Raw genomic sequence first — 13,853 nt, forward strand, 5'->3', positions numbered from 1 at the left:
CCCGATCAGCCGGCACACCCGCCCCGTCCGGCCCGGCCGCCTCAGTCCCACGACTCCCGCACCGGCGGCAGCGCCGCTATCTCGGCCAGGTCCCGCGCCGTCAGCTCAAGCTCCGCCGCACGCGCGTTCTCCACCGCCCACGGCTCCCGCTTCGTCCCCGGCAGCGGCACCACATGGCGCCCCTGGCTCAGCACCCACGCCAGCGCCACCTGCGCCGGTGTCGCGCCGTGCCGCTCCGCGACCCGCCGCAGCCCCGCCACCAGTGGCTGGTTCGCGGCCATGATCTCCGCCGTGAACCGCGGATGGCGCGCCCGTATGTCGTCCGGCTCGAAACCCTGCCCCGGGGGGAGCGTGCCCGTCAGAAAACCGTTGCCCAGCGGCATCGCCGCCAGGAACCCGATACCGCGCGCCTCGCACCACGGCAGCAGCCGCCGCAGCGCCTCCGGCGACCAGACCGACAGCTCCGCCTCCACCGCGCTCACCGGGAACACCTGCTGTACGCGCTCCAGTTGCCGGATCGTCGCGTCGTGCGGATGCGTCCCCGATCTGCGGCGCGGCGCGGGCGCCCCCACCGCGCACAGCCCGAGCGCGCGCACCTTCCCCGCGCCCACCAACTCCGCCATCGCCCCCCAGGTCTCCTCGACGGGTATCTCGGGATCGGCGCGGTGCAGCTGGTAGAGGTCGATCACATCGGTCTGGAGCCGCCGCAGCGAGGCGTCGCAGGCCCGCCGCACATAGCCGGGCCGGCCGTTGGCGACGATGTGCTGGTCGCCGACCAGCAGCCCGCACTTGGTGGAGACGAACGCGTCCGCGCGCCGCTGCCCCAGCGCCCGGCCCAGCAACAGCTCATTGGTGAAGGGGCCGTACATGTCGGCCGTGTCGAGCAGGGTCGTACCGGCGTCGAGCGCCGCGTGCACCGTACGGAGTGAGCGGTCACCGCGCTGCTGCGAGCCGGTGTACGCCCAGTGCATCGGCATACAGCCGAGCCCGACCGCCCCCACTTCGAGCGCCGCCGCACCGATTGTCCTGCGCTCCAACTGCCGTACCCCTCCTTGTGCCGTCCTCAAGCTAACCTCATTGGCCCGGAACGCTTCGCATAGCCTCCTGACCATGACTTCAGAGACTTCAGACGTGTGGCTCCCGTTCCCCGCCGATGAGATCGAAGGTCTTCCCGAGGGCCTCGACTACCGCCTCTGGGACGGCGGGCCGGACTATCCGGCGGACCCCGCCGACTGCGCCTTCTACGCCGTCCCGTACATGAAGAAGGTGGAGGTCGGTATACGGCCGTTCGCCGAGATGACCTCGGTGCGCGTGGTGCAGACCCTCTCGGCCGGTATCGATCATGTGGCACCCGGGCTCGGCACGCTGCCCGCCGGAGTCCGGCTGTGCAACGCCAAGAGCGTCCACGAGGCCAGCACCGCCGAACTCACCCTCGCACTGATCCTCGCCTCACTGCGCGGAATTCCGGGCTTCGTCCAGGGCCAGGAACGGGAGGAATGGCGCTCGGGCTTCTATCCGGCGCTCGCCGACAAGTCCGTACTGATCGTCGGATACGGCTCGATCGGCGCCGCCGTCGAAGACCGGCTCGCGCCTTTCGAATGCGCGCGGGTGGCGCGCGTCGCGCGCTCCGCCCGCACGACGGAACGCGGTCCGGTCCACGCGCTCACCGACCTTCCCGCGCTGCTCCCCGAAGCCGATGTCGTGATTCTCTCGACGCCGCTCACCGAGCAGACAAAGGGCTTGGCGGGAGCCGAATTCCTGGCCCGGATGAAGGACGGAGCGCTGTTCGTGAATGTCGCGCGCGGCGCCGTCGCCGACACCGGGGCGCTGCTCGCGGAACTGGAAAGCGGAAGGATCAGGGCCGCGCTGGATGTCACCGATCCGGAACCCCTGCCCGCCGGCCATCCGCTCTGGCATGCTCCGGGTGTCCTGATCAGCCCCCATGTCGGCGGATCCACTTCGGCGTTCCTGCCGCGCGCCAAGCGCCTGCTGGCCGCACAGCTCACCCGGTTCGCCGCCGGCGAGGAGTTGCGGAACGTCGTACTCACCACCGAAGGAGCGCCCCGGACCTGAGGAAGGGAGCGAGGAGCGGACGGGACGGCGCGACGGCGGCCGAAACGAGGGGAAGCGGCCCGTACGAGCCGCCGCGCGAGCCGCCACCGGGGCAGCCGCCGGAACCGCCGCACGAACAGCCGCCGGAACCGCCCCGCAACCACTCTCCGCAGCCGCTCGAACACCCTCGTGGCCGACAATATCCCTGGTCGTCACGGAGAGTAGGAGAACTATGTCCCTGAGTGACGAGTCTGGTGTATCGTCCCGATCTGGGGGCTGCACCGAACCAGTGACGGTGCGGCGGAAAGATCAGAATCCGAGGGGGGCGACGGGCGATGTACGGCCAATGGACCAACGATCCGACGCGGCAGGGGCGGCGAACGCGGCCTCCGGACACCCTGGTACGTACGCCGGACATCCCGGCGCGCATGCCGGAGGATCCGGTGCGCATCGCGCCTACCCCGGCGCGCACGCCGGACACCCCGGTGAGCCACCCGAGTTCCTCGACAGCGACAGCGACAGCGACAGCGACAGCGACAGCGACAGTGGCAGTGACGGCCACGGCGACAGCGACAGCCACGGTGACAGCGACGCCCCCCGGGACGATCCGGTGAGCGCCGGGAGCGTCCTCGTCAGCAGGCGGCCGTTCTGCGGCGGAAGCACCGGACTGGTCGCCCAGCTCTTCCTCGCCCTGATCTGCGGAGGTTACGCGGCGGGCGCGGCGCTGGGCTGGGGGTCGACCGAACTGGCCCTGTTCATGGGTGACTTCGGGCTGAGCCTCGCGGCAGCCATCGCCGCGGTCTCCTGTTTCTTCTACGCACGCGGCCGCGACCGCCGATTCCGGCCCGCCTGGCTGCTGTTCTCCTTCTCCTCGGCCATGGCCTCGGCGGGGAACGCGGTCTGGGGCTGGTACGAGGTCGTCCTCGGCCGGTCCGTGCCCAACTTCTCGCTCGCCGACCTCTTCTTCCTCTGCTTCGCACCGCCCGCGATCGTGGGCCTGCTCGTTCTCGCCAAACGCCCGGTCAGCAGGGCCGGCTGGGTCTGCCTCGGGCTGGACTCCTGGCTGATCGGCGGCTCACTGCTGACCCTCTCCTGGAGCCTCGCCCTGGCGCGCACCACGCAATTCCAGGGCGAGAGCGTCACTCAGGCCGCGCTCTCCCTCGCGTATCCGCTGCTCGACATCGTCCTCGTCAGCATGGTGCTCGCGCTGCACTTCCGGCGGGCCACGGGCAGCCGTTCCGCGGTGAACACGGCGATCGCCGCACTCGCGCTGACCGTGCTGTGCGACGCCCTGTTCACCTCCCCGCTGCTGCGGGAGTCCTACCGCTCGGGGCAGTTGCTGGACGCCGGCTGGTTCGCCGGTTCGCTGCTCCTCGCCTACGCGCCCTGGGGTGTGCGCCGCGTCCCCGAGAGCGTCCCGCAGCCCCGCCAGGCCCGGCAGTCCGGCCGCCCCATCGCGGGCTCGCTCGCCGCGATCACGCCGTACCTCGCCGCGGCCGTCTGCACGCTGGGCATCCTCTACAACGTCATCGAGGACCGCCGGGTCGACCGGGTGGTCGTCCTCACCGGCTGTACGGTCGTGCTCGCCCTGGTCGTCCGGCAGGGCATCATGCTCGTCGACAACATCGCGCTCACCCATGAACTGGCCCAGAAGGAGAACCACTTCCGCTCCCTGGTGCAGGGCTCCAGCGATGTCATCATGATCGCCGCGCCCTCCGGCATACTCCGCTACGTGAGCCCCGCCGCGTCGGGTGTGTACGGCCGCGAGGCCGAGGATCTCGTCGGCGCCGAACTGGCCTCGATCATCCATCCCGAGGATCTCGGCCGCGTCGTCCACGAGGTACGCCGGTTCCTCGCCGCTCCTCCGTCGGACGAGCCCACGACCCGTATCGAATGCCGCTTCAGGTCCGGGACGGGCGACTGGCTCAACGTCGAGTCCACCGTCAACCGCCACCAGGGCGGGCTGATCTTCAACAGCCGAGATGTCACCGAACGGGTCCGCCTCCAGGCACAGTTGCAGCACAACGCCGAGCACGACCCGCTCACCGACCTGCCCAACCGGGCCCTGTTCACCGAGCGGGTCCGCCAGGCCCTCTGCGGCCGCCGGACGACCGACCCCGGCACCGCCGTGCTCTTCATCGACCTCGACGGCTTCAAGGCCGTCAACGACCGGCTGGGCCACCAGGTCGGGGACGAACTGCTGATCCTCGCCGCCCACCGCCTCCAGGACTCGGTACGGTCCGGGGACACCGCGGCCCGCCTCGGCGGCGACGAGTTCGCGGCCATCGTCCTCGGTGACGGCAACCCCGACCGTACGGCCCGGGAGTACCAGGTCCACGAGATCGCCGACCGGCTGCGCCTCAAGCTCTCCCAGCCGTACCGCATCGACGGCAACGACGTCCGGGTCGCCGCCTCCATCGGCGTCGCCTTCGCCGGGCCCGGCATAACCCCCAGCGAACTGATGCGCAACGCCGACCTCGCCATGTACCGCGCCAAGGCCGGCGGCAAGAACCGCGTCGAGATGTACGCGCCCCAGATGCAGGCCGACGTAGTCCGCAGGACCGAGCTGGCCGCCCGGCTCCGTACCGCCCTGCACGACGGCGAATTCGCCCTGCTCCACCAGCCGGTGGTGAACCTCGCCACCGGCCACGTCTCCTCCGTCGCCGCCCAGGCCCGCTGGCGCTCCGCCCAGGGCATCCTCTTCACCCCCGCCGAGTTCCTGCGCGTCGCCGACGACGGCGACCGCACGGCGGAGCTCGGCCGCTGGCTGCTGGAGGAAGCCGTCGCCCAGGCCGCGGAGCGCGCCGGAACCGGGCACGACGTGCCCGTGGCCGTACGGCTCCCGGCCCGCAGACTGCTCGACAAGTCCCTGCCGCTCGGCTCCATCGAAGGGCTGCTCACCCGCCACGGCCTGCCCTCCGGGGCCCTGATGATCGAACTGGCCGACAGCGACCCGCGCGCCTCCCTGGACGAGCTGGAGCACCGCCTCGTCGCGCTGCGCCGGCTCGGCGTACGGATCGCGCTCGACGGCTTCGGCAGCGGCTACGCGGCGATCAACGCACTGCGCCGGCTCCCCGTCGACGTACTGAAACTGGACCGCGGTCTGGTGGAGGGCGTCGTGGAGTCCGCCCGGCTGCACAAGATCACCGCGGGGCTGCTGCGGATCGCCGGAGATCTGGGCATGCAGTCCGTCGCCGACGGCGTGGACCTCCCCGAGCAGGTGCTCGCCCTGCGCGCCATGGGGTGCACCCACGGCCAGGGGATGGCCTTCTCCGGGCCGCTCGACGAGTACCGGCTGCGCCGGGCCCTGGCGCGCGGCGCGTATCCGCTGCCGGGCGGCACCGCCCTGCCCGTCCTCACCGGGAGCGCGCTGCCCGTACGGCACTCCCGCCCTATCCCCGACCGGATCCCGCACACCTCGCTGCGCTCAAATAATGAGACTCCCGTCCCACCCACTTGACAGTCATAGCGCGCGGGGGGGAGGGTCGGTTCCATGCGCACCCGAATTCTCGTACTTGGAAAGCGCGTCGGCTGAAGCAGAGTCCCGTCCCGCTCTGTCACCGCACCGACGCGCTCCCCTCGCCTGCCTCCCGGCACGAGGGGTTTTTTGTTGCATCAGCACCCCCCAAAACCCCGCAAAAACCTCAGCTTCGAGAAGAGAATGCAGATGACCGAGCAGGCCACCGGGGCCCACCAGCCGCAGCCGCGGGCCCGTAACGCCGGATCGTCCTCCAACCCCGTCGAGCACGTCACGGGTGCGCAGTCCCTCATCCGCTCTCTCGAGGAAGTGGGCGCCGAGACGGTATTCGGCATCCCCGGCGGCGCCATCCTCCCCGCCTACGACCCGATGATGGACTCCACCCGGGTCCGGCACGTCCTCGTCCGCCACGAGCAGGGCGCGGGCCACGCGGCCACCGGCTACGCCCAGGCCACCGGCAAGGTCGGCGTCTGCATGGCCACCTCGGGCCCCGGCGCCACCAACCTGGTCACCCCGATCGCCGACGCGCACATGGACTCCGTGCCGCTGGTCGCGATCACCGGCCAGGTGGCGAGCAAGGCCATCGGCACGGACGCCTTCCAGGAGGCGGACATCTGCGGCATCACGATGCCGATCACCAAGCACAACTTCCTGGTCACCGACCCCCAGGAGATCCCGCGGACCATCGCGGAGGCCTTCCACATCGCCTCCACCGGCCGCCCGGGGCCCGTCCTGGTCGACATCGCCAAGGACGCCCTCCAGGCGCGCACGACCTTCAGCTGGCCGCCCACCCAGGACCTGCCCGGCTACCGCCCGGTGACCAAGCCGCACGCCAAGCAGATCCGCGAGGCCGCCAAGCTGATCACCCAGGCCAAGCGCCCGGTGCTGTACGTCGGCGGCGGTGTGATCAAGGCCGGCGCCACCGCCGAGCTGAAGGTCCTCGCCGAGCTCACCGGCGCCCCCGTCACCACCACCCTGATGGCGCTGGGATCGTTCCCCGACAGCCACCCGCTGCACGTGGGAATGCCGGGCATGCACGGTTCGGTCACCGCCGTCACCGCGCTGCAGAAGGCCGACCTGATCGTCGCCCTCGGAGCCCGCTTCGACGACCGCGTCACCGGCAAGCTGGACAGCTTCGCGCCGTACGCCAAGATCGTCCACGCCGACATCGACCCGGCCGAGATCGGCAAGAACCGCACCGCGGACGTGCCCATCGTCGGCGACGCCCGTGAGGTCCTGGCCGATCTGGTCCAGGCCGTGCAGGCCGAGCACACCGAAGGCCACGTCGGGGACTACAGCGCCTGGTGGAAGGACCTCAACCGCTGGCGCGAGACCTACCCCCTCGGCTACGACCAGCCCGGCAACGGCAGCCTCTCCCCGCAGCACGTCATCCAGCGCATCGGACAGCTCGCGCCGGACGACACCATCTACGCCGCGGGCGTCGGCCAGCACCAGATGTGGGCCGCGCACTTCATCGACTACGAGAAGCCCGCCACCTGGCTGAACTCCGGCGGCGCCGGGACCATGGGCTACGCCGTCCCGGCCGCCATGGGCGCCAAGGCCGGACAGCCGGACCGTACCGTCTGGGCGATCGACGGCGACGGCTGCTTCCAGATGACCAACCAGGAACTGACCACCTGCGCGCTCAACAACATCCCGATCAAGGTCGCCATCATCAACAACGGCGCGCTCGGGATGGTCCGCCAGTGGCAGACCCTCTTCTACAACCAGCGCTACTCCAACACCGTGCTCCACTCCAGCACGGAGCCGGACGGCGCCCCGAGCGGCGGCACCCGCGTCCCCGACTTCGTGAAGCTGTCCGAGGCCATGGGCTGTGTCGCGATGCGCTGCGAGTCCCCGGACGAGCTGGACGCGGTGATCGCCAAGGCCAACGCGATCAACGACCGCCCGGTCGTGGTCGACTTCATCGTCCACGAGGACGCGCAGGTGTGGCCGATGGTCGCCGCCGGCACCTCGAACGACGAGGTCATGGCCGCGCTGGGAGTCCGCCCCGACTTCGGCGACAACGAAGACGACTGACGGCCCCCCCCGCCCGCCCCCGACCGACCCCCCGACCGACGACTGACGACTGAAGACGACTGAGCCGAGAGAGACCGACACCATGTCCAAGCACACACTCTCCGTCCTGGTGGAGAACACACCCGGCATCCTCGCCCGGATCGCCGCCCTGTTCTCCCGCCGCGGCTTCAACATCGACTCGCTCGCCGTCGGTGTCACAGAACACCCCGACATCTCCCGCATCACCATCGTGGTCAATGTCGAGGAACTGCCCCTGGAGCAGGTGACGAAGCAGCTCAACAAGCTGGTGAACGTCCTGAAGATCGTCGAACTCGAGCCCGGCGCTGCGATCCAGCGCGAGCTCGTCCTGGTGAAGGTCCGAGCCGACAACGAGACCCGCTCCCAGATCGTCGAGATCGTCCAGCTGTTCCGTGCCAAGACCGTGGACGTCTCGCCCGAGGCCGTCACGATCGAGGCCACCGGTTCGAGTGACAAGCTCGACGCGATGCTCAAGATGCTGGAGCCGTTCGGCATCAAGGAGCTCGTGCAGTCCGGGACGATCGCCATAGGGCGCGGCGGGCGGTCCATCACGGACCGCAGCCTGCGGGCGCTCGACCGCAGCGCCTAGGCGCGTCGCGACCGCGGCGCCGTCCGCCCCTCTCAGTACGCCTGCCCATTCCCGTCCGCCGCGCCGGCCCGTCCGGTTCGTATGGCGAGACCGGGAGACCGGCTTCGAACGTCCCGCCGTACGGTGGGACACAAGCTGCGACATTTCACAGCTGCGTTCACCTCAAGCAGCGCACACCAAGGAGAAGACCCAGTGGCCGAGCTGTTCTACGACGACGATGCCGACCTGTCCATCATCCAGAACCGCAAGGTCGCGGTCATCGGTTACGGCAGCCAGGGCCATGCCCACGCGCTGTCGCTCCGTGACTCGGGTGTCGATGTCCGGGTCGGTCTGCACGAGGGCTCCAAGTCCAAGGCCAAGGCCGAGGAGCAGGGCCTGCGCGTGGTGACGCCGGCGGAGGCCGCCACCGAGGCCGACGTCATCATGATCCTGGTGCCGGACCCGATCCAGTCCCAGGTCTACGAGGAGTCCGTGAAGGACAACCTGAAGGACGGCGACGCGCTGTTCTTCGGCCACGGCCTCAACATCCGCTACGGCTTCATCAAGCCGCCGGCCAACGTCGATGTCGCGATGGTCGCCCCCAAGGGACCGGGCCACCTGGTCCGCCGCCAGTACGAGGAAGGCCGCGGCGTTCCGTGCATCGCCGCCGTCGAGCAGAACCCCACGGGCAAGGCCTTCGAGCTGGCCCTGTCGTACGCGAAGGGCATCGGCGGCACCCGCGCCGGCGTCATCAAGACGACCTTCACCGAGGAGACCGAGACCGACCTGTTCGGTGAGCAGGCCGTGCTCTGCGGCGGTACCGCCGCCCTGGTCAAGGCGGGCTTCGAGACCCTGACCGAGGCCGGCTACCAGCCGGAGATCGCGTACTTCGAGTGCCTCCACGAGCTGAAGCTGATCGTGGACCTCATGTACGAGGGCGGCCTGGAGAAGATGCGCTGGTCGATCTCCGAGACCGCCGAGTGGGGCGACTACGTCAGCGGCCCGCGCGTCATCAACGACCAGACCAAGGTCGAGATGAAGAAGATCCTGTCCGAGATCCAGGACGGGACGTTCGCCAAGAACTGGATGGACGAGTACCACGGCGGCCTGAAGAAGTACAACGAGTACAAGAAGGCCGACAGCGAGCACCTGCTGGAGACCACGGGCCGTGAGCTGCGCAAGCTCATGAGCTGGGTCGACGACCCGGACGCGTAACACCGTGCGGTGGGCGCCCGGGCCGGGGACGAGCCGGGGCGCCCACCGTGGCGGGTCGCGAAAGCAGCGCCGTCCGCCCGCAGTCGCGGGCCGGGCGGGACTGTCGCCACCCGCCCTGACGCCGCCGCGGGACCGCACGTACGAGTGACCCTGGCACACGGGCGGAATTCCGCCCGGTGGCGGCACTACACTGCACGAGACATACGCGTCAGGGCCCACAGCGTCGTGCGTCTTCCACGCGGCCGGGGGTGTCTTACGGATGACGCCGCAGGCCCGGCCTGATCCGTAAACAGACACCCCCTTCCCCCTCCACCGCCTGCGGCCGTCGGGACGGCCGTCCGCAATGGGACTTGTGAGGACTCACGTGAGCTCGAAACCTGTCGTACTCATCGCCGAAGAGCTTTCGCCCGCCACCGTCGACGCGCTCGGTCCGGACTTCGAGATCCGGCACTGCAACGGAGCCGACCGCGCGGAGCTGCTGCCGGCGATCGCCGACGTGGACGCGATCCTCGTCCGCTCCGCGACCAAGATCGACGCCGAGGCCGTCGCCGCGGCGCCGAAGCTGAGGGTCGTCGCCCGAGCCGGCGTCGGGCTCGACAACGTCGATGTCTCCGCCGCCACCAAGGCCGGCGTGATGGTCGTCAACGCGCCGACCTCCAACATCGTCACCGCCGCCGAACTGGCCTGCGGTCTGCTGGTCGCCACCGCGCGCAACATCCCGCAGGCCAACACCGCCCTCAAGAACGGCGAGTGGAAGCGCTCCAAGTACACGGGCGTCGAGCTGAGCGAGAAGACCCTGGGCGTCGTCGGCCTCGGCCGGATCGGCGTACTGGTCGCGCAGCGGATGTCCGCCTTCGGCATGAAGATCGTCGCGTACGACCCCTACGTACAGCCGGCCCGCGCCGCCCAGATGGGCGTCAAGCTGCTGACGCTGGACGAGCTGCTGGAGGTGTCGGACTTCATCACCGTGCACCTGCCCAAGACCCCCGAGACGCTCGGCCTGATCGGCGACGAGGCGCTGCACAAGGTCAAGCCGTCGGTGCGGATCGTCAACGCCGCGCGCGGCGGGATCGTCGACGAGGAAGCGCTGCACTCCGCGCTCAAGGAGGGCCGCGTCGCCGGCGCCGGCCTGGACGTGTACGCGAAGGAGCCCTGCACGGACTCCCCGCTGTTCCAGTTCGACCAGGTCGTCTGCACCCCGCACCTCGGCGCGTCCACCGACGAGGCGCAGGAGAAGGCGGGCATCGCGGTCGCCAGGTCCGTCCGTCTCGCGCTCGCCGGTGAACTCGTGCCGGACGCGGTCAACGTCCAGGGCGGGGTCATCGCCGAGGACGTCCGCCCCGGTCTGCCGCTCGCCGAGAAGCTCGGCCGGATCTTCACCGCGCTCGCGGGCGAGGTCGCGGCCCGTCTCGATGTCGAGGTGTACGGCGAGATCACCCAGCACGACGTGAAGGTGCTCGAACTCTCCGCGCTCAAGGGCGTGTTCGAGGACGTCGTCGCCGAGACCGTCAGTTACGTCAACGCCCCGCTGTTCGCGCAGGAGCGTGGCGTCGAGGTCCGGCTGACCACGTCGAGCGAGTCCCCGAACCACCGCAACGTCGTCACGGTGCGCGGCACGCTCGCCAGTGGCGAGGAGGTCTCCGTCTCCGGCACGCTGGCGGGCCCCAAGCACCTCCAGAAGATCGTCGCGATCGGCGAGTTCGACACGGACCTGGCGCTGGCCGAGCACATGATCGTGCTCCGGTACGAGGACCGTCCCGGTGTGGTCGGCACGGTCGGCCGGATCCTCGGCGAGGCCGGGCTGAACATCGCGGGGATGCAGGTCTCGCGCGCGGAGGAGGGCGGCGAGGCGCTGGTCGTTCTCACCGTCGACGACAACGTGCCGGCGGCCGTGCTCGCGGAGATCTCCGAGGAGATCGGTGCGGCTTCGGCGCGCTCGGTGGACCTGACCGACTGAACTGACGCGGTCGCGAAGCGACTTGGTGGTGAACTGACCCGGTCGTGAACTGGCCCAGTCATGAACTGACCTGGTCGCGAACCGACTCGGTCGCGAACTGAACGATCCGAAGGGCCCGGTGGCTTCCACCGGGCCCTTCGGCACAGGTCAGAGCCGGGCCGACTTCAGCGCCATGTGCAGGAGCAGGCGGTCCTCGCCCTCGTCCAGGTCCAGGCCCGTCAGCTGTTCGATCCGGGAGAGCCGGTAGTAGAGCGTCTGGCGGTGGATGCCGAGGGCCGCCGCCGTGCGGCCCGCCTGGCCCGCGTGGTCGAGGAACACCTCGGCGGTGTGCGCCAGTTCGCCGTGGGCCCGGGTGAGCAGCGGCCGGACGGCGGGGTCGGGCCCGGTGGGGAGCGCGGTCAGCAGGCGGTACGCGCCCATCGACGCCCACTGCGCGACCGGGCCGAGGCGAGGCTGCGCCACGGACGCGCGGGCCGCCGCGACCGCCTCCCGCCAGGCCGCCGGAAGCTCGTGCGGACCCCGGCGCGGCGCCCCGGCCCCGGCAGCGGCTTCCGGGCCCGCGCCCTCGCGCAGCCGGGACACGGCCGCGAGGACGGGCGGGAGCGCGTCCGCCGAGCGGAGCCGCACGAGCAGGGCCAGCGCCTCGACGCCGCCGGAGGAGGTGGCCGCCCCGTCCTCGGCCGCCGGAAGGGCATCCGGCCCCGCATGCTCGGAGGCGTACTCGGACGCAGGCTCCTGAGGAGACTGCCCCTGGCCGGGCCCCGGCCCGTACGGCAGCGTGCACAGGGCCGCCGTCCCCGGCACCGCCCGTACCCGTGGTTCCTCGCCCCGCCACGGCGCCACACACGCCACCACATGCAGCCCGTCCGCGCCCGGTCCCAGCGCGGTGCGCAGCGCCGCCACCGCCATGTCCCGCTGCCAGCCGGGCTCCGCCGTGAGGACGGCCCGCAGCTCCCGGGAGAGGTCCGTGCCCGCCTTCACCTCCTCGGCCAGCAGGTCGCCGATCCGGGACGTCACCTCCATGGCCGCCGCCAGCCGGGCCTCGCTCGGGCCCGGGTCGGAGTCGCCCAGCAGCCAGACGTATCCGAGCACCATGCCCCGGTGCCGAACGGGCAGACAGATCCGGTCCCGGAACACCCCCGCCTCCGGGGCCGCCGGGATACGGACCGGTTCCGTGGCGCGGGTGATGCCGAAGGCCTCGAACCACGCGCGGACCGCCGGGGTGGACTTCCTCGTCAGGATCGAGCGGGTCCGGACGGGGTCCATCGCCGTGTCGTCCTCGCTGTCGTGCGCGCCGAAGGCGATCAGGCCGAAGTCCCGGTTCTCCAGGGTCGCGGGGACGCCGAGCAGCGCCGAGATCTCGTCCACCAGGTCCTGGTAATCGCCTTTCATCCGGACATTCTCGCACCGCCTTCAGACAAATGTCTGAGATCCGGGCCACGGATGCGTGACAGCTGTCGATGGCAGAGGATCGGAGCGGTCCCTAGGTTTCACAGTGGTTCTCCGTGCCGTACCGGACATGGTCATTTCTGGTCCACTCCGGTCCGGCCCCGCTCGTCCTACCGTGGAGGTGCCCTGTGCTGGGTCCCGTGATCCTCGCCGCGTCCCGCAGCGGCACCATGCGCCGTGCCGTCTCGGCCGCACCGGTCACCAAGCCCGTGGTGAAGCGTTTCGTCGCAGGTGAATCGGTCGAGGAGACGGCGCCCGTCATCCAGGCCATGGCCGACCGCGGCCTGGAGGTCACGCTCGACGTCCTCGGCGAGGACATCACCGACCCGGCCGCCGCGCTGCTCGCCCGGGACTCCTACCTGCGGCTGATCGAGGCCCTCGCGCCGCTGGAGCTGGGGACGCGCGCCGAGATGTCGGTGAAGCTGTCCTCCTTCGGCCAGGCCCTGCCCGGCGGACACGACCTCGCGCTGAAGAACGTCACCGCCGTCGTCGAGGCCGCCGCCGCGATCGGCACGACGGTCACCCTCGACATGGAGGACCACACCACCGTCGACTCGACGCTCGCCATCCACGGCGAGCTGTTCGCGCGCTTCCCGGAGACGGGCGCCGTCGTCCAGTCGTACCTCTTCCGTACGGAGGACGACTGCCGCGCGCTGGCCGCCGCCGGGGCGCGCGTACGCCTGGTCAAGGGCGCGTACAACGAGCCCGCCACCGTCGCGTACCAGGACAAGGCCGAGGTCGACAAGGCGTACATCCGCTGCCTCAAGATCCTGATGGAGGGCAGTGGTTATCCGATGATCGGCTCCCACGACCCGCGCGTCATAGCGATCGGTCAGGATCTCGCCCGGCGTGCCGGACGTAAACTCGATGAGTACGAGTTCCAGTTGCTGTACGGGATTCGCGCGGCCGAGCAGGACCGGCTCGCCGCCGAGGGACACCGGGTGCGTGTCTACATCGCCTACGGCACCGACTGGTACGGATATTTCATGCGCCGCCTCGCCGAGCGCCCCGCCAACCTCGCGTTCTTCCTGCGTTCGCTGGTCAGCCGCGGCTGAACCCCCGTACCGCCGCACGCC

9 protein-coding genes are annotated in these 13,853 nt (G+C 70.5%); 7 read left to right on the forward strand and 2 right to left on the reverse strand.

What is annotated here, in order from left to right; all coding sequences use genetic code 11:
• Nucleotides 1-41 precede the first annotated feature (41 nt).
• Nucleotides 42-1,037 (reverse strand): aldo/keto reductase, encoded by a 996-nt coding sequence (locus tag ACIQD6_RS30280; RefSeq protein ID WP_401888551.1) that lies wholly within the window; start codon nucleotides 1,035-1,037, stop codon nucleotides 42-44.
• A 73-nt stretch (nucleotides 1,038-1,110) separates the two neighbouring features.
• Here ACIQD6_RS30280 and ACIQD6_RS30285 point away from each other — a divergent pair, with 73 nt between their 5' ends.
• The 6 genes from ACIQD6_RS30285 to serA all read left to right on the forward strand — a co-directional run bounded on the left by ACIQD6_RS30285 (nucleotide 1,111) and on the right by serA (nucleotide 11,328).
• A complete protein-coding gene (locus tag ACIQD6_RS30285) occupies nucleotides 1,111-2,073 on the forward strand; it encodes a 2-hydroxyacid dehydrogenase (RefSeq protein ID WP_401888553.1) in 963 nt (320 codons plus the stop codon).
• Nucleotides 2,074-2,398: 325 nt separating this feature from the next.
• Entirely contained in the window at nucleotides 2,399-5,512 is a 3,114-nt protein-coding gene (locus ACIQD6_RS30290) for a putative bifunctional diguanylate cyclase/phosphodiesterase (protein WP_401888555.1), read from the forward strand.
• 207 nt (nucleotides 5,513-5,719) lie between these two features.
• Nucleotides 5,720-7,570 (forward strand): acetolactate synthase large subunit, encoded by a 1,851-nt coding sequence (locus tag ACIQD6_RS30295; protein ID WP_401888558.1) that lies wholly within the window; start codon nucleotides 5,720-5,722, stop codon nucleotides 7,568-7,570.
• Nucleotides 7,571-7,652: 82 nt separating this feature from the next.
• Complete coding sequence (ilvN, locus tag ACIQD6_RS30300) at nucleotides 7,653-8,177, forward strand: acetolactate synthase small subunit (RefSeq protein WP_401888560.1); 525 nt, start codon at nucleotides 7,653-7,655, stop codon at nucleotides 8,175-8,177.
• A gap of 192 nt (nucleotides 8,178-8,369) precedes the next feature.
• A complete protein-coding gene (gene ilvC / locus ACIQD6_RS30305; protein ID WP_401888562.1) occupies nucleotides 8,370-9,371 on the forward strand; it encodes a ketol-acid reductoisomerase in 1,002 nt (333 codons plus the stop codon).
• Nucleotides 9,372-9,735: 364 nt separating this feature from the next.
• Nucleotides 9,736-11,328, forward strand: coding sequence for a phosphoglycerate dehydrogenase (serA, locus tag ACIQD6_RS30310; protein WP_401888564.1), 1,593 nt, complete (start codon nucleotides 9,736-9,738; stop codon nucleotides 11,326-11,328).
• 147 nt (nucleotides 11,329-11,475) lie between these two features.
• On the opposite strand, the gene ACIQD6_RS30315 is transcribed toward serA, so the two are convergent.
• Nucleotides 11,476-12,720: a PucR family transcriptional regulator gene (locus ACIQD6_RS30315; protein WP_401888566.1), complete on the reverse strand. Its 1,245-nt coding sequence runs from the start codon at nucleotides 12,718-12,720 to the stop codon at nucleotides 11,476-11,478.
• A 185-nt stretch (nucleotides 12,721-12,905) separates the two neighbouring features.
• Between ACIQD6_RS30315 and ACIQD6_RS30320 the strand changes: the two genes are divergently transcribed.
• The gene (locus ACIQD6_RS30320; RefSeq protein ID WP_401888568.1) at nucleotides 12,906-13,832 is read left to right on the forward strand and encodes a proline dehydrogenase family protein; all 927 of its coding nucleotides are present in this window, start codon (nucleotides 12,906-12,908) and stop codon (nucleotides 13,830-13,832) included.
• Nucleotides 13,833-13,853 lie beyond the last annotated feature (21 nt).

The sequence above is a fragment of the Streptomyces sp. NPDC088400 genome (genome assembly GCF_044753355.1).
Classification (GTDB): domain Bacteria; phylum Actinomycetota; class Actinomycetes; order Streptomycetales; family Streptomycetaceae; genus Streptomyces.